This is a genomic window from Halobacteriovorax sp. RT-2-4 (assembly GCF_047085445.1).
Classification (GTDB): Bacteria; Bdellovibrionota; Bacteriovoracia; order Bacteriovoracales; family Bacteriovoracaceae; genus Halobacteriovorax_A.
The window spans coordinates 92,325-115,755 of the sequence record NZ_JBKIXY010000002.1 but is presented as its reverse complement, the minus strand read 5'-3'; the positions used below and the strand labels follow the sequence as shown (position 1 = coordinate 115,755).

Here is a 23,431-nt window from a genome sequence, read left to right as displayed (position 1 = left end):
AATTGGTAAAATTACAGAAAAACCTGTATTGAAGCTTTTTGGGAGCCCAATGAAAAAAATCAATATCTTATTACCTTTATTTATTCTTGTATCATGTGCAAACGTTCAGCCAACATATGTTAGTGAAACACCGGCACAAAATCCAAAAGTAATTGTAAAGGAAGTCGTAAAGTATAAATCTAAAGATGTAGGTAGTGTAAAGGCTTACACCATCAACAATATGGATAAACTTGAACTTCACTATCACCAGAAACATTTCGATTTTTGGGTTAAGTATTTTACAGAAAAAGAAAGAGATTTATTTCTTAGATATGTTAATAATGGTGCACGCTATCGTAATGTAATCGAAAAGATTATGCGCTCACACGGTATACCGGAAGATTTATTTTTTGTAGGCTTAATCGAGTCTGGTTACAATACTTTTATCAAATCAAAGGCCGCTGCAGTAGGTCCTTGGCAGTTCATTAAGGCAACAGGTATTAGATATAAGTTAAGAGTTGATAGCTACGTTGATGAGAGAACTCATATCATTAAATCAACTGAAGCAGCTGCTCAGTATTTTAAAGATCTTTATAATATCTTTGGCTCATGGGAGCTTGCTCTTGTTGCCTATAATAAAGGTGAGTACGGTATCATTAGAGCGATTAGAAAAGGTAAGACACGTGATTATATGAAACTTGTTTCACGTAAGTTAATTCCTACAGAAACAATCTATTACGTGCCAAAGGTCGCTGCAGTACGTGAGATCTATAATAATCCAGGTAAATACGGAATGAAGATTACAGAATCAAAAGATAGTCCTTTTGAGAAAGTAAAGCAACTCAACGTAAAAGGTTCATTTGATCTTTACAAATTAGCACGCGCTCAGGGTGTTGATTTAAAAACACTTAAAGTTTTAAATCCAGATTTAAAAAGAAAGTGGGTAAAGGTACAAAGAAGACATACTCAAAGCATCTTCCTACCTTCAAGTGAGTTTACTGATTATGATTCATTAGCAGAGTATGAAACACGTAAGTATATCAATATTGCTTCAAACTCTTCTGATAAAAAATCTTCTGGATTTTATAAAGTAAGACGTGGAGATAACCTTTCAATTATTGCAAATCGTCTAGGTGTTAGAGTAACTGATCTAAAGCGAATTAATGGAATTAGAGGTTCTAAGATTCTTGTTGGACAAAGGCTTAAGTATCAGACTAAAGGCGATATCGTTACTCATAAAGTTGCTAGAGGTGATAACTTAATTGATATTGCACGTAAGTACGGTGTAACAGTTTCAAATATTAAGACATTGAATAATCTTAAAGGAAACAGAATCTTCATTGGACAGAGACTAAAGGTTTCTACAACAAGAGTTCCATCAAGTGTTGCATATAAGAAATACCGCGTACGTCGTGGTGATAACTTAACTGCTATTGCACGTAAGTTTAATACATCGATTGGAACAATCAAGAAAGTAAATGATATTTCAGGTTCTGCTTTATATGCAGGACAAGTGATAAAAGTTCCAAGTGAGGGATAGGCAAATAGTGGCCTTTCCCTTATACTAATCAAATGAAAATTGGATTTGATGCAAAGAGAGCATTTCATAACTTCAGAGGTCTAGGGAATTATTCTAGGGACCTCATTGCAAGTTTAAGTCGCTATCACTCACAGAACTCATATTATCTTTTTACACCAGAATTTGATGACCCAAGGGCCATTCACTGGCTAGATCAATATGATAATTTGAATGTAGTTAAACCTTCTGACTTTTGGTCTAAAAAATTTCCAGCAGCATGGCGATCTTTTAAAGTTGCAGATGAAGCAAAGAGGCTAGAGATTGATATTTTTCATGGTTTATCTCATGAACTACCTCACGGTATTGAGAAGACGGGAATCAAGTCAGTTGTAACAATTCACGATCTCTTATTCTTACGTTTTCCTGAAAACTTCAAATGGATCGATCGACAAGTTTATCTTAGAAAAATAAAGTACGCGACAGAAGTTGCAGATGTTATTTTAGCAATATGTGAGCAAACGAAGAGTGATTTAATTCATTATCTTGGCTGTGATCCAAATAAGATCAAGGTTGTATATCAAACTTGTAATCCTCGTTTCTATTCTCCAATTCCTATTGAGAAACAGGTTTCTACAGTTGAACGCTATGGTGTGAACGAGAAGTTTATTCTTTATGTTGGTGCAATTGAGCCTAATAAGAACGTTCTAACTCTTGTTAAGGCCTATGCAGATATTAAGAAGTCGATTAATCATAAGCTTGTTATTATCGGAAATGGTGGAAGTTTCAAGAAAGAGGTTGAAAGTTATATTCACTCTAAAGGACTTGAAGATCGTATCATGATTCTTTCAAATGTGACTAATGATGACCTTCCAGCTTTTTACCAACGAAGTGATTTATTTGTTTTTCCATCATTCTTTGAAGGATTTGGTATTCCAATTATTGAGGCGTTATTTTCGAAGACACCTGTGATTACTTCTAAAGGATCCGTATTTCCTGAAGCGGGTGGCCCTAATACGATTTATATTGATCCAAGTAATAAACACGAAATGAGTGAGCAAATTGTCAACGTACTTACGAATCCTGATCTTGCCTTTGAGATGGTAGAAGCGGGCCGTAACTTCGTTGAAAAATTTCATCGTCGTAAGACGGCCCAGAATTTAATTGATTTGTATTCGAGTATGTAATTACTTTTCAGTGATTAGTGAGAGGTTAGTTAGGCTGTATTTCTTTAACACATCTAAAATACGCACTAGCCTCGAGTACTGAACTTCTTGATCAACTCTTAGATCAATTGGTTTATTCTTATCTTGAATAGATGCTAACTCAGTATCTAATTCATCAATAGTGTATTTCTTACCAGCAATTGCAACTTCTTCTTTTGATAATTCAATTGTTAAAACTTTAGAATCTGCAGAAGCCTTTTCACCAGACTCTGTCTTTGGAAGATTTAAAAGTAGCGCAAGCTCAGACTTCTTAAATACAGTTGAAGTCATGAAGAAGATCAAAAGTAAAAAGACAACATCAATCAATGGAGTGATGTCAGCATTTGCTTCTTGTCTTGTTCTTTTTGTGCGTGAACTCATAGAACTTTTTCCATGATTTCTTTTTCTAGTTTTGTCTCTAGTTTATCAACTGAACCAAGTAGGTAGTTGTGACCAACAAAGTGTGGAATCGCTACGATCATTCCACCAACTGTCGTGATCAGTGCCATTGAAATCCCTTGTGCAAATGAAGCCGGATTTGAAAGACCTGTTTCTGACATTACGTGGAAGGCCGTAAGAACACCAACTACTGTACCAAGAAGACCTAGAAGAGGTGAGATCGTTGCAATAATTTTTACAGTGTTTAGACCCTTTTCAACATTCATGATGTGGCCAGCAAGGTACTGCTTTGCAATTTCAATAGTTGATGAGGTGTCCATGTGCTCACCATTATCTTTTATCCTCTTTTGAATATCGCTTGAAGTTTGAGAAGTCATTTTCATTTCAACTGAAAGAAAATAAGCTTTTGATAACATGATTGCCCATCCTACTACATTGATAAATAGTAGAATATACATAATTAAGCCACCCTGTTGGATGTATTCATATAAGCGCATTGCGTCTCCTTTATTATAAAACATTTTAATTTTATTATAAAAATGGGGCCATGAGAACACTAAAATATTTTGATCAGATATGCTCAAATCAAACAATTTATTACTTTTAGAGAAATTTACAAAAATCTAACATAGCTCAGATAATTAATTGTGCTGGCCTGATATTATATATTCATAGAGGAACACAGGAAAAAATTGGAGGTCCTATGAACTATGAATTAAGCTTTCACAACGTTGATCACTCACCAGCTTTTGAGGATTACGTAGCTAAAAAGTTGAAAGGAATTTCAAACGACTTTAGAAATGTGGGTCATATTCAGTTCGTGGCCGATAAGAAAGGTCCAGAATATGTATTCTCGGCCAATGTGAACGGTCACAAACATCAGTTCCACAAAAAAGCCAAAGGAGATAATGTTTATCAAGCAGCTGCTGGTGTCTTAGTTGCTTTTAAAAGCTGGTATCGCGATCAGAAGATTGCTAGCTAATTAAAATAAGATACCAAAACAGTCGGCTTACGGCTCTCAATTCTAACTAGACAAGTGCCCAAAGTTTTTTACTTACACGTATAAACTTTGGGCATTTTTTTCCGATAAATTTTAAGTAGTAGACCCTTTCATGGTGGAAAGGGCCGAAAATTTAAAGGGTAGTCTTCAGGGATGAGAGTAGGGACTAATGTCACATCACAGCTGGCGCAAAGAATGCTAGGTGAAGTGAACGATCACCAGACGAGTGAGGTTCGCAAACTAGCAGGTGCAAAGCGCATTTATCAGGCCGCAATTGATCCGGCCGGCGCAGCTATATCCCTAAAGATGTCTGCACAGAATCGCTCTAATCTTCAGGCCCAACGAAACTCAAACGATAGTTTTTCAATGCTCGAGGTTGCTGATGCAACAATGGGGAGTATGCAAGATATTGCAATTCGCTTAAAAGAGCTCTCTATCCAAATGGCAACTGATACTTATAACGATAGTGATCGCGCCAATACAAACCGTGAATTCAAGCAGCTTGCACGTGAAATCATACGTATTCAAGAAAATGCTGAATATAATGGCACAAAACTTTTAAATGGTGGCCGTGATCTTGAAATGCAAATTGGTATTCGTAACTCAGAGAAGAATGATCGTATCAAGTACAATATCAGTGATGTAATGACTTCAAATCGTAAGCTTCTTAATCAAAACGTTCTGACAAAAGAAGGGGCGAGGTCTGCAATGGGAGCTGCAGATGCTTTAATTGATAAGATCTCACATTCTAGGGCCAAGGTTGGTTCAACGATGAAAAGAGTAGAAAGTACTAGTGCTAATCTTCAGCATAATTATGAAAACTCTGAAGCGGCGAGATCAAAAATAGAAGATACAGATATTGCAAAAGCGACGGCAGCAAAGGCCCTCGATTCGATTAAAATGGAGTCTGCAACAGCATTCCTAGCGCAAGCTAATACTGCGCCAGGAGCAATTGCAAAGCTTCTTGGTTAGTTTACTCCAAGAGCTTTTTTAACTTTTCCAAGAGTGATTGTTTCACCTAGCTTAATTAACTCACCATTCTCATTGATCACAAAGTAAGCAGGAACACCAACCATTCCCTGAGACTCTAGCCATTTTCCGATGGCCTCATCTTTACGAGTCCAGTCTCCAAGAAGTAGATCGATCTTATTCTCAGCAACCATATCTTTGAATGAGTCAGTATTGATAACAAGCTTTTCATTTACCTTACAAGTGATACACCAGCGAGCAGTGAAATCGATAAATGTAAGCTTCTTCTCATCAATGCGCTTATTCATTTCTTCTTGTGTCCATTTAGTCCAGTTAAGGCCTTCTCTTTTTTTGTCTTCGATAAGAGAGTTTCCGTTACCACCAGTATTAAGTGGAGTTGTTATTGCAGAATAGCCTAAGTAGAAGACTGGAAGAACAATGATTAAGGTTGCTAGAGCTTTCTTTGTCATATTCTTTCTCATATAGAAAAGGAAGAATGTGAAGACAAGGGCCGAATTGATATACATCATCGCAACAGGTGATCCCACCAGTGCTGAGTAGACATCAAGTAACCAGACAACTGTTAGAATTAAAGTTAATCCTAAAAGTTTCTTCACGTGATCCATCCACATACCTGGCTTAGGAAGGAAGCGAATTAGTGCAGGGAAAATTCCTGTTAGAATAAAAGGTGCACTTAAACCAAGTCCAATTGCTAGAAAGATCATGACAATATTTGTACTTGATTCTGAAAATGCAAAAGTAAGAGCTGTTCCAAGAAATGGAGCCGAGCATGGAGTTGAAAGTACTGTCGCTAAAACACCACTAATAAAGTCACCGTAGAAGGTATTTCTAACTTCAACATTTCCAAGTTTTGTTCCACCTGGAGTTTTAAATTCAAAGAGACCAAAGAGGTTTAGCGCCATCGTGAAGATGACAAAGACCATGATCGCTACAAACATTGGTGATTGAAGCTGAAAACCCCAACCAATTTGTTCACCAGATGCTTTAAGGCCAACAATAGTAAAGGCAAGTGCCGCAAATGTAGCAAGGACACCTAGTGAGTAGAACATATTATGTTTTAATACTTTTGAACGACTCTCATTCGAATGCTTAATTAGCCCAAATAGCTTAAGAGAGATAACAGGTAGAACACATGGCATGATATTTAGAATTAATCCACCAATAAAGGCCATAAAAAGAAAGTAAGGTAGGGAAGAAGAGCCTTCCTCATTGCTTACAATATTCTTATCTTGAACAGGCCTATCATTATCAACTTTTGTTAGTCTCGCGTAGAATGTTTTAAATGACTCTTCATTTGTTCCAAATGAATTAATGTCAAAATCAACTCGATATGTTTCACCGATAACTGGGTCATTAAAAACAAACTTAAATGCAAGTGGTTCAACAAAACGCCCATCTGTCGGAAGAGGGTATTCTGGCTCTAAGTATTCTCCATCCCAATCTAACTGGTAGAGTCCGTAGTGATTTCCTTTTGTGTCTTTATAGAGTGCTTCTCTTTTAAAACTGATTGGACTCGTTGTATAAGGTGTCAGGACATTTTGTCCCGCCGTAAGCTTTTGGTTTTCACCAGTAATATTATAGACAAGAGCAAGTCCGCCTTCATACTTTGTTAATTGAAGATTTAGGTATGTTGGAGTTTCTCTAAGAGTAGGAAGGTTATTAAATCTTTTTTCAATTTCAGAATTTGCTACTTGGATTTGATTATCTTTAGATTTGAAAACACCACCATCAAAGTCACCCTTAATTATCTTTTCCTGTGGAATACAAATGTCATGACAAATTAAGTATTTTAAATGAACTTCAAAATTCTTCGCATTATCAAATGAATTTCCTAGGTAGTAGAAATACGAGTAATCATCTTTGTGACCGAATGTCTGAATATCACCCTTCTCAATAAACTTATGTGGTATTGGCCATTCCACTAGATCCAGTACAATTTTATCGCCATCTTGTTTAAACTCAACTTCTGTCGCTAAACCTGAATCCCCTGGGTTTTGCCAGTATGTATGCCAACCATCTTTATTTCTCAAGTTAATGGCCAAGTACTTATTGTTGTTCTTAGCAAACGTTGTTACCTGGGCCTTCACTAGGTCTGAGTAATCTTTTTTATCGGCGTAGGCAAAGAGGGTGATGGCTAGGGCCAGTAGGATTTTGTACATTATTTTTTCCTTAAAATATCTTAATTAATTTCATACCTTAGCGGTATTATACGCTAAAGCATGACGCTAAATCTAGGAATTGACAAAGATTTGACGATAAAAGCTTCTCTCTTAACATTGTGAATGAATATTAACATTCTACCTTGTAACTCCTTAAAAATACGTAGTCGCAAATTTTGCTAAATATTTTAGTCCATTATCCGAAAAGAAGAGCGAAGAGGTACTAATAACGAGGAAAAAAAAGTGAAAACCGTTAATTCTTTATTCTTTGGACTTGCATTGATGTCGCTAACATCGTGTAGCTATGTGGAGCATTTTGAAAAACGCGCCCAGGCCATTAACGAGTTAGAGGACAAGATTCTAGTTTTATCAAAAGAAAATCAAGAGATGAACAATAAGCTTATGCAAGCTAATTACAAAATCAAAACTCTTGAAAGTAAGAATTATTATCTCGAAACACAATTAAAAGATAAAGCTCCTAAAAAGGAGAGTTATACAAAGAGAACAATTGCAAGTGTCGCACGCGTCGATAGTAACGACCTCGTTAAGTACGATGTGTATAAGTGGGATGCAAAAGAGATGGTCTCAATTGCACAAAAAGAATTTGATTCTAAGAATTATGAAAAGAGTGCGCAGTTTTTTAATGCATACACAAAGAACTTTCCAAACTCAAAAGAGCTTGATGCTGACTTCTTATTTCAAGCAGGTGTAGCAAGTTATGAGTCAGGAAAACACTATGATTGGAGTGAGAAATATTTCACTTATCTTACTAAGAAGTATCCAACATCAAAATACTACCTAGGTGCAAAATTATGGCTAGGTATGAGTTATTTAAAACAAAATCGTAAAGACGAATTCTTTGCAGTCGTTGAAGAATTTAGAAAGAAATATAGAAACACTCCTGAATGGAATATCCTAAGTGGGCACTATGAGAAAATCGTACAGAAATATAAAAAGAACTAGTCTGCTAATCTTAGCATTCATCTCGACTTTTTTTACAGTTGCTCTTGGTGCCGAAACGGCAAAATCTCCAAGGGCCGTTGTTGCAAGAGTGCAGGGGAATGTTTTTGTAACTAGTAATCAACAAACAAAGAAGTTAGATGCAGGAAGCTACATCTATGACTTTGACGATATTTTTACTGAAGTAGGCGCTGAACTTGTTTTTAGAGATTACTTTGATCATGAGTATCATGTTTCAGGTTCAAGTTATGTCTCAATGCTTAATAAAATAGTTGAGCTTAAGTCTGGATATATCTGGGTAAAGTCTATTGAAAATACTGATGATAAGTTTCAACTTCAAACTGTTAATGCGACAATTTCGTACGATAGTGGAGAGTATATTGCTTCTTACGATCCAGAAAATGGAAAGACTCAAATTTTAAGTATTACAGGTACTCATACAATTAATAATAATGTTTATGAGTTTATGAAAGAACAGGTTGGCCCTGGCCGCTTTTCTTTTGTGAAAGAAGATTATGAAAATGGTGCTCCAAGAGTTCCAACACCAATTTCTTCTAGCGCTTATGAAGCTGTGACTTCTTTATTTCCTGCAGTTAAACCGATGAATGAACGCACTCTTGTTGCTAGAGCACCAAGGCATAAAGACAATAAGATCTCGCAAGAGCTATATACAAAGACTCCTAAAAGATCGACAGCTTCTGTTACTCTTAGAGAAGATATGAGGGTTTCTAATAAGCCTGGTGAAATTGTTGTAAGACAATCTCAAACAGTTAAGTCTCGTCGAGAGATTGCTTCTGTTGGAGTAGAAGGTGGGGCAAGAGCAACTCGACTTGAGCAATTCTATGAAGAAAAACTTAAGGAAATGGCAAAAGAGTCACCTAAGAAGAAAGCTTTTAAGAAGTTTAAGCCAGACTACACAACTAAATCTGATGTAGAAGTTAATGTATACGGGCCAAATACTAGGGTTCCTGCTTCTGAAGAAAAGGCTCCTACTCAAATGAAAAAAGAGCGTGAGTATGAGAGGGAAGCTCCACAAGAAGGAGTACGTCCAGAGCGTAAGTTTAGGCCAGAGAAGCCTCAGTCTTTAAGAAATCCTGCATCTGTACCTTCACCTGTTGATGAAGAATTTAAAAATGATGTATTTGAGACATCTTTGAGAAAAGAGTATTTAGGTCAACAAAAGCATAGCGATGCTGTAAACAGTCTAATTAATGATCTTGAGAGTTATAGTCAGGATTACAAAGAAGCCTACTAAGAAAAATTCCCGGTATTATAAAAAAATGATCTCAGTTAAAATATAAGCAACTATTTGCTTATATTTTAACTATTTAGATGGGATCAGTCTTATGTCTATTGCACAAATTCCTCAGGCCCTTACTTATGATGATGTCTTAATCAAACCAGGATATTCAGAAGTATTGCCTGGAGATGTTTCTTTAAAAACAAAGTTTTCTCGTAATATTGCTTTAAATATTCCAATCGTTTCGGCGGCCATGGACACTGTAACAGAGTCTAAGACTGCAATTGTTATGGCCCAACAGGGTGGTATTGGTGTTATTCACAAGAATATGTCACCTGAAGATCAAGCGTGGGAAGTTGAGAAGGTAAAGAAGTTCGAGTCAGGTGTTGTTCTAAATCCAATTACAGTTAATCCTGAAATGCATTTAGAAGAAGTCATAAGGCTGACGAGTAAAAATAAGATTACAGGGGTTTTAGTTGTTGATTCTGAAAACTATCTTGTAGGAATTCTTACTAGTCGTGATATTCGTTTCGAACATAATCTGAATCAAAAAGTTAAAGATATCATGACTCCAAAAGATAAGCTTGTTGCAGCTCTGGAGGGGATTGATCTCGATGAGGCCCAGAAAATTCTTCATAAGAATAGAATTGAGAAGCTTCCAATTATTTGTAAGGATGGAAAGCTTAAAGGTCTAATTACAATCAAAGATATTTTAAAGCGTATCAACTTTCCTAACTCGAACAAGGATGCATTAGGACGTCTTAGAGTTGCCGCTGCTATTGGCGTAGGTGATAAAGAGGTTGAGCGTGCAAAGCATCTTATTGCTGCTGGTGTTGATTGTATCATTATTGATACAGCACATGGTCACTCAAAAGGTGTCATCGGTATGGTTAAAACAGTAAGAGGGCTTATTTCTAAAGATCAAAGTGTTGATATTATCGCAGGAAATATTGCAACACCTGAAGCATGTCTCGCTCTAATCGATGCTGGTGTTGATGGTGTAAAAGTAGGAATTGGCCCAGGATCAATTTGTACAACTCGTGTTGTTGCAGGAATTGGAGTTCCTCAACTTTCTGCAGTTATGGATTGTGCTGATGTTTGTTTTAAGGCAGGGATCCCATTTATTGCAGACGGTGGAATTAAATACTCTGGTGATATTGTTAAAGCACTTGCTGCAGGGGCCAGTTGTGTCATGCTTGGTTCAATGTTTGCAGGGTGTGATGAAACACCTGGAGAGATGGTTTTATATCAAGGTCGTACTTATAAAGTTTACCGTGGTATGGGCTCACTTGGAGCAATGAAGCTTGGTTCAAAAGATCGCTACGGACAAGGTGATGTAGATGATCAAAAATTAGTTCCAGAAGGTATTGAAGGGCAAGTTCCATATAGAGGAAGCCTTGCTTCAAATATCTACCAATTAAATGGTGGTATTAGAAGTGGTATGGGCTATATCGGTGCTTCAACAATTGTCGAAATGCAAGAGAAGGCCCAATTCGTAAAGATTACGGCAGCTTCACTTAAAGAGAGTCATCCACATGACATCATGATTACGAAAGAAGCGCCAAACTATCAAATTGAAAAATAAAAAATAGGAATAATAAAATATGAGTGCAAGACAAATATGGATCGTGGACTTTGGTTCACAGTACACACAATTAATTACAAGAAAATCACGTGAGCTCGGTTACTCAAGTGAGATCATCACAGTAAAGAAGGCCCGCGAACTTTTTAGCGAAGGAAAGAAGCCAAATGCTCTTGTTCTTTCTGGTGGACCTCAATCAGTATTTGAAGATGAAACAAATTATGACTTTGTTTTTGAAAATGAGAAACTTCCTATCCTAGGTGTGTGCTACGGAATGCAGCTAATGGGGAAGTACTTTGGTGGTGTTGTTGAGAAGGGAACAATCGGTGAATACGGTCATGCTAAGATTCATTTAATTAATGGATTCAAAATGGATGGAGTTCCTGAAGAAGTAAACGTTTGGATGTCTCACTCTGATCATATCTCAAAACTTCCTGAAAATTTTAATCTTGTCATGGAATCAGGAAACGGTCTTGTTTCTGCAATTGAGCATACAACACGTCCAATGATGGGATTACAATTTCACCCTGAAGTTGAACATAGTGAACATGGAAAGGATATTTTAAATCATTTCTTTAAAGATATCGCAAAACTTGAAAAAGATTGGGATGCGACTGAAATGCTTGAAGAGGCAAAAGAGCTTGTGCGTGGAATTGAAAAATCAAAAGTTCTATGTGCTTTCTCTGGTGGTGTAGACTCACTTGTTGCAGCTCAACTTTCACACGAAGTAATTGGAGATAATCTGTACTGCTTCTTTGTTGACCACGGACTTCTTCGTCCACAAGATTACCAGCATATTGAAACATTAAAAGAGAAAACTCAGCTAAATATTGAAGTGATCGACGTTAAGGCCGAGTTTATGGCAAACTTAGAAGGTAAGTCTGATCCGGAAGATAAGCGTAAGGCCATTGGAAAAACTTTCATTGATATCTTTGAAATGAAAGTAAAAGAATACCAAGAAAATCACGGCATTAATTTTGAATACCTTCTACAAGGTACTTTATATCCAGATGTCATTGAATCAATCTCTCCCCATGAAGAAGATGGAAAGTCAGTAACGATTAAGTCTCACCACAATGTTGGAGGACTTCCTGAGAGAATGAATTTAAAACTTCTTGAGCCTCTTCGTTACCTATTTAAGGATGAAGTGAGAAAGATGGGAGAAGAGCTTGGTCTTGAACATAGTTGGGTTCACCGTCATCCATTCCCTGGGCCAGGAATCGGAATTCGCGTTCTTGGTGAATTAACTGAAACTCGTATTGCCCAGGTACAACAAAGTGATCAAATTCTTTTTGAAGAATTACATAAGCACAATCTCTATGAATCAACTTGGCAGGCACTGACTGTTTTACTTCCTGTAAAAACAGTTGGAGTAAAAGGTGATGGCCGTGCCTACGAAGAAGTTATTTGTCTTCGCATGGTTAACTCAAGTGATGGGATGACTGCGACGTGGACAGATATGCCACACGCTTTCTTATCTCGTGTTTCAAATCGCATCACTAATGAGGTTAAGGGTATCACTCGTGTGGTTTATGACATCACGTCTAAACCTCCTGGCACTATTGAATGGGAATAGCCGCGGTCATCTTGGCAAAGCCAAGATTTGACGCGGCTATAGCGCCCCACCATTTGGAATGAATCAATACTTCAACAGGCCGACGTTTATGTCGGCCTTGTTGCCTCAGGCGCAATGGGAAAGTTGTCGCATTTGACCGAAAGCCGCACCTGCGGTTTGCTTTCTTGAATCACATCCATCTCTGCTTCAAAACTCCCCTTGGGGGGACTTTTGCTGCAGGATGTGCCTCAGGCGCAATGGGAAAGCCTTCGAATAGTAGTGCCACCCAACCAGCGCCAATTAATCACGAAGTGATTAATTAAGCAACGGTCTACGGTACGCGCCACCTTTTCGAGATTTTAAATACTTAAAAATTTATATTATTCAATAAAACGAACATAAGCCTACTTTGGCCAACTATTTTTAAGTAAGTCTAATTTCTAGCTCTAAATATATTAGTTAATTTAACAAGACATTAGTTATTAGCCTCAGTTTTCTTTTCTTCGACTTAAATTATTCGATAACTTATTTAAATCTCGTAAAGGTGGCGTGTACCTTACTGAGTACAAACAAGCTTATAAACAGTTGCCCCATTTACGCTTGCTAGCTCAAAACGATTATTTTGATCAAAGGTTGCTGTTGAAACAATTCCTTTCGTGTAATCAGGACCAAATGTAATCTTAGCGACAAATTGTTCCTTATCGTACTTTGTGAAAACGAAGTAGGCTTCGTCGATATCTGCGTGAATTTTTGCATCAGTATACTCAAATGCATTTTCTAGTTTGATTTCTTTAAGTTGAGACTGTCCTCTGTCGTCCAAATATCTTTTTGAACCGATACAATCCATTGACAGGGCAGAAGATGCCAAAAGTAATGCTAACGTGATTTTTGCGATCTTTTTCATTTGAACTCCTTACCCCTAAGTTAATTAATAGGAAATTCTAGTGAAGAAATGCTATCAACGCAAAATATTGTGCTCAATAGTTAGAAAGTGTTAGATTTTTGTCGACTTAAGTTACTGAATTAACTTTAAAAGGTCCTTACTGAATGCATTAGACATGAGGGCCGAGAATAAGAAGATAAAGAATGTTGCAAAGACTTGTTTGATGAATTTCTTTTCCATATCGAAATCTTACTGGATTTTAATATTTGAAAATACTTTTTTAATAATTGCCTAGGTAGTGTTCAGCTTTATTTTTATTACTGTGCAAAAAGGTTAAGCTGATCAAGGCGTGATTCATGCTTAGAGAAAATTGTCTCAACAGAGTGCTCATGAACTTCGCGTTTTTCAAAGCCATTGTCATAAGTTTGAATAACGAAGAAAGACATACGTGGAAATTTTGCTTTTAGCTCTTTCATCGCATCTGTAATGAGATCGATATTTCCAGCATCATCATCACTCATTCCAAAGCGGTGATAATCTGAGTATCCGTATTTTTGAATAGCAAGTTCAACTGATTCGATAATGGCCTTGTACTTAAGTTCAGGCACATTATAATCCTCATCACGTCCACCAAGTCGTACACGAGTTTCTGGATTTGAAACAGCATAGACAGTGTGAAAGTTTGGCATATTTGGTAGGTGACCTTCGTTATAGATAACTTCGATCCCTTGCTTAATTGTATCTTCTCTGTGACCACGAGCTGTAATAATTGAAACTGGTCTTTGATTATAAGTTGCATGATAGAAGTGATTCCAGCTCGGAGCTTTCCAAGTTGAATCACTTCTTTCAAGTGCATCCTGGATATCTGTGATAAGTGATTGCTTTCTTCCGGTTAGTCGTTGAGTAAGCGAAAGATCTGAATCGCGGAAATTTCTAAAAGTTCCCGTCTCATCATCGAAATCCATGTGATAATTTGCGTAAGGTCCTTCTTTTCCAATGATCTTATTATGAGCAGCAAATTCGTGAGAAGAAAGAAGCTTCTCTTCGCCTGTCTCATTGTGAAAGATAATGATTGGAGTTGAAAGGAAAACGACATTGTCGTCGAAATCGAAGAAATAGAAAGACTTTCCACCAAGGTGGAAATTGCGATCGTTTTCGCGCGGAAGCTCAAAGTTAAACTCGAGCTGTTCCTTGTTTTTAGGTGATTTTTTCTTACGATTAAAAACCATGGTTTCTCTTTTCTATTTCTAACGAAAATACTTTTTATGGCGTATATTCGCAGAAGTTGTGGTCGTGTTCAAGAAAAGAGCTTAGTATCTGCAATATTTACAGATACTAAGTTATTGAAAACTAATAGCATTTACTATCGTTTAGCAGGGTAATTGTAGCTGAAATCATCATTTTAAGGTCATTACTATCAAATACTAGTGAGCTATTTGATAGAGTTGCAAGGCTTTGTTCAATACCTGTACAAATCATCCAGTCTTCAGAGGCAAAACTGATCGCACTTAAAAGATTACTCGTGTAATCTGAAATGATATAGCTATTCTCCTCTGTTAGTTCAAAATTCGTCATTCTAATTTTAAAGAAGAAGTCACGTAGAAGTATTAATGTTAGTTTATTAAGTAATGCATAATTTGGATTACCTCGAATTTGATCATAAGAGAGTTTATCAATCATTGGGATGATATCTCTTAACATTTTATAATCTGCCCTTAAGGTTTTTAGGCGATTAAGTTCTTTCGAATCCACATAAAGTTCGTTCGATAAATTTAGATTTAAATTAATTAAAGGTGCAAGTGCAATTGTATTATATTTCTCAAGTGATAAATTTCCTTGCTTGAAATATGCAAGCTCTTCTTTTATCGAGCGTGAATTAAATGAACGCAACTGAGTGTTTTCAACGATGTCAAAAGACTGCTTGGCCCATTTCATTTTAAAGTCACCAAAGCTCAAGATATCTTGCTTTATTAATACTTTTGTCGAGTAGACATAGTTATCATCATTAATTCCTTGAGCTCTAAGAAGCTCGTGAAGAACCATAATGTTTGTAAGGCGAGAGTTTTTAAAAATATTATTCCAGTGAAGCTCTGGAATGGCATCTCCCACATATAAAGTTATCTTTCCCGGAACCCCAATCGCGCTAACTGGATTTCCAAGATTGTCGATTAAAATATCATTGGAAGTACTAATCGTATTGATATTTAGATGGGCCTTAAGTAGAAGAGGAGATACAAGAACTTCACTAATAGACTTAAAACCATCTTTATAATAATCGATGATACCATTTCCTGTGTTTATAAAGCGAAGCCTTATTGTATCACCACCATTGCCAACTCCTGAGCCTCCTTCTCGTAAAACAGGACGTTCTTTAGCTGCTGAGGTCAAAGTTAATAAAGATAGTGCTAGAATTAAAAGTACTTTCATTGGTCAACCTTATTTGAAATAGCAAAGAAGTTAATTGCTAAGTGATATAATTGATTTCCTTCAAAGTCCTTTTCGATAAATTTTTGAGAAAATTCCTCTCTGAATTTTCTTAACTCTTCCTTCGCTTGTGGAAGATTTTCGGCGCGAATCCCAAATGTAAAGCCAGAGAACTCTCTGTCCTCCACATCTTGTTTTTCAACTGCTTCTTTTGCGAGTTCAGCAATGTTCTTGTGATATTCTTGCTTGGCAATATTTGGGATATCATTTGCTGTGAAGACTGTCTCGTGGGCCTTGCGATAACTACCATCTTTTAAAATTAACATTTCAAGCTTTGTTAGTAGCTCAACACTTTTTCTGATTTCTGTAAGAGGGTAGTTATGAATTAGTAATTTTTGAATCTTGATTGGTGTAAGATCAGCATCTATTAAGCAAAATAATTCAAGAATGAAGAAGTTAAGAGGATTTCGTATCAGCTCGTAATTATCTACTTCATAAACTTCAAGAGTTTCATTATTTCTCTGTATTGAGTTTAAATAGAATAATTTTTCTTCTTCTGACTTTGCGGCTTGAAGTTTTACTAGTTTTTCAAAATAGTCTGCTTCCTCTGCCTCAAGTTTTAAATCTCTCGCAATAGTCATTATATACTTACTAGGAAGATTGCGTTTTCCGTTTAGAACTTGGTGTAGCTGAGAATGGGAAGTTATTCCAAGTTTTTGTGCCCAAGACCTAATTGAGAAGTTTGGGTTAAGCTCTTTCTTCTTAAGCCAAGTATCTCTTAAGTACAGAGAAGCATTTACGTAGTTGTAAATATCTACGCAATGCTTATCTGATAAATATGGGTGATTTGTTTGTATATCCAATTATTTTACTTTTAAATCAAGTCCGTAATCTAAGTTCCAAATACAAGTGTAATTATTTGTCCCTTTTGTTTTTTGAGTCATATTCTCTGGGATTGAAATATTCACTTTACCTTTTTGGTAAGTCAGAGTTCCGATATTAAGGTTTTGTAAATAGTCGTTCTTGTTACGATATAAATCGTAGCCACCAAAACCATCTTCTTCACCGATAAAGCTCATTGCAAAACCTGCACATTTCTTTCTGTCTTGTGACTTTAGTAAAACAGTGATTCTACCTGTACTTGATTTTGTAATCTGAACATCTAACTTAATATTTAGAGTCTTACTTTTTCCATAGTAGTCTTCGTAATCAAAACAAAGAAACTTGCTACAATCAGCCTGAAAATAACCCGTGTAAGTTAAAGAGATCTTTTTCTTTCCACTATATTCACCTTCAATTGATTTCTTTCCAAGTGCCTGAGTACTTAAAGAGAGTGATAGTAGGGTAATTGCTGTGATTAATCTTTTCATTTTTTATCCTTATAATATTATTTCTTTAGGTTTACGTTTAATCCGTGCTTAAGATCCCATATGCAGTTGTGTCCATTGCGACCTTTTGTTAGCATTGATATCTCTTGTGAAATTGCAATATCTAATTCTTTTTGCGCATAAGTTGCTGTACCAAAGACCTCATTTTTTAAGTATGATTCTTTGTTTTTGAATAGATCATATCCTCCAAAACCATCGGGCTCACCGATTAGTTTGATTGAGAAACCTGCACACTTTTTCTTGTCTTGTGAAGAAATCATAAGAGTAATTCTTTCTGAACTTGTCTCAACAACCTTTGCTTCAAGTTTTACTTTGAAAATATTTTCGCGAACATAGCTATTATTGAAGCATACTGATTGCTTGTAACTTTGAACCAAGATAAATGTTCCGATGATCCCAATTGGACCAAGTGACCACGCTGCTCCAGCGGCACCTAGTGAAAGTGCATTGTAGCCAAGCCTTCCATCGAATGAGCATTTGTTAAGGAATCTAACACCATCGTAGTTTAAGGAAATACTCTCTTTACCTTTATACATTCCCGTGATGCCATTATCTTTACCACCAAAAAGTGCATAAGTATTTGTACTTAAGATGACAGTACTAAATACTGCGATTAATACTCTTTTCATTTCTCTCTCCCTAGTTCTAACTTATTAGTTACAACCATTATTTCTCATCATTCTATAAGCGCTTAAAACATTTCTTCTCTTGCTTGATACATCATTCGTTTGAAGAACAAATGTTAAACTCTTTTTTGCACACTCATAATTTCTAGAGAATGTACTTTCTTCGATTAACTCAATAGCAAGTCCTGCTACACGATTTAGCACTGCAATTTCTGTTTCATCATTCTTTGATCTTTCGCCCTCTGTAAGACCTCTTGAAAGAATGTCTTGAACATACTCTCTGTGATTTCCATAACACCAAAGACAAAGTCTTCTAGTAAGTCTGTCGTGAAATTTATTAAGATCACCAATTGCATCTCTTAAGTGTCTTCTTAGGAAGAGAACCTTATGTTCAGGTGAATCGTAAACTTCAGTGCCCTTAATTGCACTTGCAAGAGTTGTGTAAAAATAGAAGAAGTTCTTTTTTGGAGTGCTATCTAGAACAAAGTGTGAGGCATCTAAAAGGATTTCTAATTCCTCTTCATAAGTCACGCTTTCAAAACCTGATACAATTGCGTTCTCTAAAATAAAACTCGTATCTTTACACCACTTGCTAACTTCAGCGTTAGTTGTCAGTGCCAAAAATGTACAAATAAAAACTAATAACTTTCTCATCGAATCCTCCCAGATCGTTTCCAATGGAGGTGTTGTATCGATTTAAAAGTCAAAGTTGAACGCATTTGTACACAAACTGTATCAAAAATGTAAACAGCTCATTTGAATGTCAGTAAGATTTATGTAGTCAGGACTACCAGTTGGTTCCTTTCATATTGTGAATCACTTCAAAAACAGTCGTTCTTTCAATGATTCCAACTACTTTCTCGTTCTCTACAACAGGAAATGCATGGAAAGGATAGTGGAGAAAGAGTTCAACGATGAAGGTGAGGTTGGACTTTGAAGGAATGGTTACAACATTCTCGCTCATATAGTGTTCAACGAGTGAAGAAGGGTGGTTGTAGTATTTCGCATCGAGGCTATATTTGAGGCAGTCTTTTTGCGAGAGAAAACCAACAATATTTTCAAACTCATTAACGACAGGAAGACCTGTAATATTGTGTTTTATGAAGTATTCGCCAGCTTCTTGCATATCCATACTTGTGTGAAGTGGAACGAAAGCTTTGATAACTCGATTTATAATATTATAGCTTGATGTAAAGTGTTCTTCTTTTTCTCTTTGTCTTGGGGCCTTATCGCGTTCGATAGGTGGAGTGTAGTTAACCATTATGCATCCCTTTTTTGTTTAAACCTATCTCAAATTGTATTGTTAAAAGTTGAAAAGATTTTGATTAAATGTAGAGAAATCATCATAATAATTAATAATGGAATTCATTCAAGACTATGGCATCGTAGGGCTTTTCTTTATAAGCTTTGCCGCCGCAACTATTCTCCCATTCAGCTCTGAAGCATTCTTATTTGGTGCTGTAAAAGCAGGACTTTCAAGAATTGATATTTTCTGGGCCGCAAGCCTTGGCAATTTTCTTGGAGGGGTAAGCTGCTTTTATCTTGGTCACTTGGGCAAGATAAGCTGGTGTGAAAAATACTTAAAGATTAGTAAAGAGCAGATCGTACGTTGGCAAAATCTTATTCAGCGCTTTGGGCCGGCCCTTGCTTTTTTGACATGGCTTCCCATCGTTGGTGATCCCTTGGCCGTAGCACTCGGCTACTTTCGTTGTCGCCCTGCGTATGTTTTCTTATCGATGTATATCGGTAAAGCGTTGCGTTATGTCTTTGTAATTTGGTTAGCAAATAAGTTCTAAGAATATGACAAAACGCCTTGAAAATGGGATACTTAAATAGCACGACACACTGATTAAATAAGACATTTTGAGGACTCCATGGAACAAGATAGTAACGTCGAATCTAGCGAAACGAAATCACTAAAAGAAACTCACCCAGATAGCTTTGTACACCTTCACTTACATACACAGTATTCACTACTGGATGGAGCGATTCGTTTAAAGGATTTAATTCCACAGGCAAAGGAATTAGGTGTTCCGGCAATTGCACAAACTGACCATGGGAATATGTTTGGTGCTATTGATTTTTACACTCGCTGTAAAGCTGCAGGGATAAAACCAATACTAGGTTCAGAAATTTACTTCACACCTGGGTCACGCTTTGATCGTCGTGCGGCCAAGAAGTCTGCTAGTGTTAGTTCACAGGATGCTGAAGAGTCTTCAAGACAAATTCACCATTTGATTCTTCTTGCAAAGAATAATACTGGTTATCAAAACTTATGTAAGCTCCTTTCAAAAGCTTATCTTGAAGGTTTTTACTATAAGCCACGTGCAGACGTGGAACTTCTTCGCGAATATAGCGAAGGGCTAATTTGTACGACAGCATGTCTTAAAGGTGAGGTTGGTTATAACTTCTTTACTGGACAAGATGAGCGTGCCATTCGTGCAATTGAAAAACTAAGAGATATCTTTGGTCCTGATGACTTCTATCTTGAGATTCAAGAAAATGGAATTCCTGAACAGAGAATTGTAAACGAGAAAGTTATCGACTTTGCAAAGAAGAACGATATCAAACTAGTTGCAACAAATGATTCGCACTATATGACACCTGAGGATGCGACAGCTCAGGAAGTCCTTCTTTGTATTCAAACAGGAAAGACATACGCTGACGAAAATAGAATGCGTATGACGTCGCAAGAATTTTATTACAAGTCACCTGAAGAGATGAGAGCTGCATTTCACTATGCACCTGAAGCTTGTGATAACACTCTTGAAATTGCAGATAAGTGTAATGTTGAACTTTCGTGGACTGATGAAAAAGGAAATCAAATTTATCATCTTCCAGACTATGAAATTGATACAGATGAAACTCTTGAAGAATACTTTGATCGTGTAACAAAAGAAGGTCTTCAAGCACGTTTTGATGGACCGCAATTTAGAAATATTGTTAACCAACCGGATTGGGAAGAGCAGAAACCAAAGTATTACGAGCGTCTTCAATATGAGATGGATCTTATTAAGCAGATGGGATTCGTTGGATACTTCCTTATCGTTGCTGACTTCATTCAGTGGTCAAAAGATAATGGGATTCCGGTAGGTCCTGGACGTGGTTCTGGAGCTGGTTCTCTTGTTGCTTATGCTTTAACAATTACCAATATTAACCCTCTTCCATACAACCTACTTTTTGAGCGTTTCATTAACCCTGAGCGTATCTCGATGCCAGACTTTGACGTCGACTTCTGCCAGGCGGGACGTCAGCGAGTTATTGAGTACGTAACGCAAAAGTACGGTGAAGATAAGGTAGGGCAGATTATCACTTTTGGTAAGCTTCAGGCCAAGGCCGTTGTAAAAGACGTTGCTCGTGTTTATGACTTAACATTTGCTGAAGCCAATATGATATCAAAACTGATTCCTGATGAAATTGGAATCACATTAGATAAAGCAATTGAAATGGAGCCGAAGCTTCAGGAGCTTATTGAAACTGATCCTAAGATTCGCCAAATCTTCACTATTTCAAAAAGGCTTGAAGGACTTTATCGCCACGCTGGTATTCACGCGGCCGGAGTAATCATTACCTCTGAACCGCTTGTAAACTATTGTCCACTTTTTAAAGGGGCAAAAGGTGAAAAGGTTGTTCAATTTGATAAGGACTTCTCTGAGCTAATTGGACTTGTAAAATTCGACTTCCTTGGACTTAAAACTCTAACGGTAATTGATTACGCTTCTGATTTTATTAAGCGTGACTACGATCCAAATTTTGATATTGAAGCAATCGATTACGAAGATAAGAAGGTATATGACCTGGTTTCTGAAGGGGATACAATTGGTGTTTTCCAGCTGGAATCTTCTGGGATGCAGGATCTTTGTCGTCGTATTTCACCGGATACCCTTGATGATATTACGGCCATCAACGCTCTTTATCGTCCAGGTCCTATGGGATCGGGAATGCACGATGAATTCGTTGAAATCAAGCACGGGCGCAAAGAAGAAAGTTATCCATTCGAATCTCTTAAGCCAATCCTAAACGATACGTACGGAATCATTATCTACCAAGAGCAGGTTATGAACATCGCCCGTATTATTGCTGGATATTCTCTTGGTCAAGCGGATATGCTTCGTAAGGCGATGGGGAAAAAGAAAATTTCGGAGATGGAAAGACACAAGCAGATCTTCCTCGATGGTGCAAAAGAGAGAAATTACGATTTAAAAATTGCTGAGACTCTCTATGATCAGATGGCGAAATTTGCGGAATATGGTTTCAACAAGTCTCACGCCGTTGCCTACTCATATATTGCGTATCAAACAGCATACTTAAAAACTTATTATCCGCCAGAGTTCTATGCAGGACTCCTGAGTACGGAACTTTCAAATACAGATAAGATCACAACAATCATTAACGATGCAAGAAATCATGATATTCAAGTTCTTGCTCCTTGTGTGAATGAGTCGCTTTGGCTATTTAACGTTGTTGATGGAAACCTACGCTTTGGTATGGGTGCCATTAAAGGTGTTGGTGAAGGTGGTGTTGAAGAGATGATCCGTGAAAGAACGGAGAATGGCCCATTCGTTGGCTTTATCGACTTCTGTGAAAGAGTAAATCTTAAGAATGTTAACAAGCGAGTTATTGAATCACTTATTCGCGTAGGTGCTTTTGATGGTTGTGAAACAAATCTTAATCGTCGAACAATGCTTGAGAATATGGAAATGGTTGTGGCCTACGCGCAAAAGCGCCAAAGAGAAAAAGAGATGGGACAAACGAATCTCTTTGATATGGCCGAGGCAACAGAAGATACTGGTGCTAATCAGCTTGATATTCAATTTGTTGCTGACTGGGATGACCGTGAAAAACTTTTATATGAAGCAGAGCTAATTGGGGTTTATGTTTCAGGTCACCCGCTAGATCGTTACCAAGGTGTTATTGAACAAATGGCCTCGATGCCAATTGGACAAATCCAAGATATCGATGGAACTTCAAAGAGAGATATGGTTCTTGCGGGGATGATCGTTGAGAGAAAAAATATCATGACGAAGAAAGGGGATCGCATGTGTTTTGCTACCCTAGAAGATTTGTCAGGTAAAATTGAATGTATCATTTTTCCAAAAACATTCGTTCAATACGAAGAGATCCTTGCTACTGATGACCCAATCATTATGACTGGACAGGTAAATTTGGCCGAGGAACCGCGAAAATTCTTCCCTTCAAAGATTCAAAAGCTCAAGGAGCAGGCGGAGGAAAGGGTATCTTCTGTTCGTTTGAATGTTCCAATGACATCTCTAAATGAGGGACGTCTAAACCGTCTTAAGCAGACGATTTTAGGTCACAGAGGAACAGTTCCACTACATATTATTTTTGAACATGATTCAGGTAGAGCAAGAATGCCACTTGGAAATGACTATCTGGTAAACCCAACACCACAAATGGCAGCAAAAATTAATGAGATTTTTGATGCTGATGCGGTGAAGTTTATTATTGATGGAAAAATCAGCGATGTAGGGTAAAATACTTAAAGATATTTTTTAATCTAGGGA

At 37.0% G+C, this 23,431-nt stretch carries 21 protein-coding genes; 10 read left to right on the top strand and 11 right to left on the bottom strand.

Annotated elements, in window-relative coordinates; translation table 11 throughout:
• Positions 1-49 precede the first annotated feature (49 nt).
• Entirely contained in the window at positions 50-1,519 is a 1,470-nt protein-coding gene (locus ACMAYL_RS10930) for a LysM peptidoglycan-binding domain-containing protein (protein ID WP_103219156.1), read from the top strand.
• Between the two features lie 32 nt (positions 1,520-1,551).
• Positions 1,552-2,682 carry a glycosyltransferase family 4 protein gene (locus tag ACMAYL_RS10925; RefSeq protein ID WP_103219157.1) on the top strand — a complete coding sequence of 377 codons (1,131 nt, stop codon included), beginning with the start codon at positions 1,552-1,554 and terminating at the stop codon, positions 2,680-2,682.
• Here the strand turns inward: ACMAYL_RS10925 and ACMAYL_RS10920 are convergent, their stop codons facing one another.
• Both ACMAYL_RS10920 and ACMAYL_RS10915 read right to left on the bottom strand, forming a co-directional pair.
• Entirely contained in the window at positions 2,683-3,081 is a 399-nt protein-coding gene (locus ACMAYL_RS10920) for an ExbD/TolR family protein (RefSeq protein WP_103219158.1), read from the bottom strand. It lies immediately after the preceding gene.
• Positions 3,078-3,596, bottom strand: a complete 519-nt coding sequence (locus ACMAYL_RS10915) for a MotA/TolQ/ExbB proton channel family protein (RefSeq protein WP_103219159.1) — start codon at positions 3,594-3,596, stop codon at positions 3,078-3,080. Before ACMAYL_RS10915 ends, ACMAYL_RS10920 begins: the two co-directional genes overlap by 4 nt.
• A gap of 206 nt (positions 3,597-3,802) precedes the next feature.
• On the opposite strand from ACMAYL_RS10915, the gene ACMAYL_RS10910 reads away from it, so the two are divergent.
• Both ACMAYL_RS10910 and ACMAYL_RS10905 read left to right on the top strand, forming a co-directional pair.
• Positions 3,803-4,081 (top strand): HPF/RaiA family ribosome-associated protein, encoded by a 279-nt coding sequence (locus ACMAYL_RS10910; RefSeq protein ID WP_103219160.1) that lies wholly within the window; start codon positions 3,803-3,805, stop codon positions 4,079-4,081.
• A 171-nt stretch (positions 4,082-4,252) separates the two neighbouring features.
• The gene (locus ACMAYL_RS10905) at positions 4,253-5,071 is read left to right on the top strand and encodes a flagellin (RefSeq protein WP_392992378.1); all 819 of its coding nucleotides are present in this window, start codon (positions 4,253-4,255) and stop codon (positions 5,069-5,071) included.
• Here the strand turns inward: ACMAYL_RS10905 and ACMAYL_RS10900 are convergent.
• Complete coding sequence (locus tag ACMAYL_RS10900; protein ID WP_103219162.1) at positions 5,068-7,248, bottom strand: cytochrome c biogenesis protein CcdA; 2,181 nt, start codon at positions 7,246-7,248, stop codon at positions 5,068-5,070. The two genes, ACMAYL_RS10905 and ACMAYL_RS10900, sit on opposite strands and share 4 nt — an antisense overlap.
• Positions 7,249-7,491: 243 nt before the next feature.
• Here ACMAYL_RS10900 and ACMAYL_RS10895 point away from each other — a divergent pair, with 243 nt between their 5' ends.
• The 4 genes from ACMAYL_RS10895 to guaA all read left to right on the top strand — a co-directional run bounded on the left by ACMAYL_RS10895 (position 7,492) and on the right by guaA (position 12,606).
• Positions 7,492-8,211 (top strand): tetratricopeptide repeat protein, encoded by a 720-nt coding sequence (locus ACMAYL_RS10895; RefSeq protein WP_103219163.1) that lies wholly within the window; start codon positions 7,492-7,494, stop codon positions 8,209-8,211.
• On the top strand, positions 8,177-9,463 hold the full coding sequence (locus ACMAYL_RS10890; RefSeq protein ID WP_103219164.1) for a hypothetical protein: 1,287 nt from the start codon (positions 8,177-8,179) through the stop codon (positions 9,461-9,463). The genes ACMAYL_RS10895 and ACMAYL_RS10890 overlap by 35 nt, the downstream gene beginning before the upstream one ends.
• A gap of 91 nt (positions 9,464-9,554) precedes the next feature.
• On the top strand, positions 9,555-11,033 hold the full coding sequence (guaB, locus tag ACMAYL_RS10885) for an IMP dehydrogenase (RefSeq protein WP_103219165.1): 1,479 nt from the start codon (positions 9,555-9,557) through the stop codon (positions 11,031-11,033).
• Positions 11,034-11,052: 19 nt separating this feature from the next.
• Positions 11,053-12,606: a glutamine-hydrolyzing GMP synthase gene (gene guaA, locus ACMAYL_RS10880; RefSeq protein WP_103219166.1), complete on the top strand. Its 1,554-nt coding sequence runs from the start codon at positions 11,053-11,055 to the stop codon at positions 12,604-12,606.
• Between the two features lie 535 nt (positions 12,607-13,141).
• Here the strand turns inward: guaA and ACMAYL_RS10875 are convergent.
• From ACMAYL_RS10875 to ACMAYL_RS10840, 8 genes are all read right to left on the bottom strand, one after another.
• Positions 13,142-13,489 (bottom strand): hypothetical protein, encoded by a 348-nt coding sequence (locus ACMAYL_RS10875; RefSeq protein WP_103219168.1) that lies wholly within the window; start codon positions 13,487-13,489, stop codon positions 13,142-13,144.
• Positions 13,490-13,785: 296 nt separating this feature from the next.
• Entirely contained in the window at positions 13,786-14,697 is a 912-nt protein-coding gene (locus ACMAYL_RS10870; RefSeq protein WP_103219169.1) for a hypothetical protein, read from the bottom strand.
• A 121-nt stretch (positions 14,698-14,818) separates the two neighbouring features.
• Positions 14,819-15,895, bottom strand: coding sequence for a hypothetical protein (locus ACMAYL_RS10865; protein ID WP_412470078.1), 1,077 nt, complete (start codon positions 15,893-15,895; stop codon positions 14,819-14,821).
• On the bottom strand, positions 15,892-16,755 hold the full coding sequence (locus tag ACMAYL_RS10860) for a TIGR02147 family protein (protein ID WP_412470077.1): 864 nt from the start codon (positions 16,753-16,755) through the stop codon (positions 15,892-15,894). Before ACMAYL_RS10860 ends, ACMAYL_RS10865 begins: the two co-directional genes overlap by 4 nt.
• Complete coding sequence (locus ACMAYL_RS10855) at positions 16,756-17,262, bottom strand: hypothetical protein (protein WP_103219172.1); 507 nt, start codon at positions 17,260-17,262, stop codon at positions 16,756-16,758.
• Between the two features lie 17 nt (positions 17,263-17,279).
• Positions 17,280-17,909 carry a hypothetical protein gene (locus ACMAYL_RS10850; RefSeq protein WP_103219173.1) on the bottom strand — a complete coding sequence of 210 codons (630 nt, stop codon included), beginning with the start codon at positions 17,907-17,909 and terminating at the stop codon, positions 17,280-17,282.
• Positions 17,910-17,933: 24 nt separating this feature from the next.
• Positions 17,934-18,560 (bottom strand): hypothetical protein, encoded by a 627-nt coding sequence (locus tag ACMAYL_RS10845; RefSeq protein WP_412470076.1) that lies wholly within the window; start codon positions 18,558-18,560, stop codon positions 17,934-17,936.
• 133 nt (positions 18,561-18,693) lie between these two features.
• Positions 18,694-19,167: a CBS domain-containing protein gene (locus ACMAYL_RS10840; protein ID WP_103219175.1), complete on the bottom strand. Its 474-nt coding sequence runs from the start codon at positions 19,165-19,167 to the stop codon at positions 18,694-18,696.
• Positions 19,168-19,264: 97 nt separating this feature from the next.
• Here ACMAYL_RS10840 and ACMAYL_RS10835 point away from each other — a divergent pair, with 97 nt between their 5' ends.
• Positions 19,265-19,702 carry a YqaA family protein gene (locus ACMAYL_RS10835; protein ID WP_412463112.1) on the top strand — a complete coding sequence of 146 codons (438 nt, stop codon included), beginning with the start codon at positions 19,265-19,267 and terminating at the stop codon, positions 19,700-19,702.
• Positions 19,703-19,780: 78 nt separating this feature from the next.
• On the top strand, positions 19,781-23,401 hold the full coding sequence (dnaE, locus tag ACMAYL_RS10830) for a DNA polymerase III subunit alpha (protein ID WP_103219177.1): 3,621 nt from the start codon (positions 19,781-19,783) through the stop codon (positions 23,399-23,401).
• Positions 23,402-23,431: the final 30 nt, after the last annotated feature.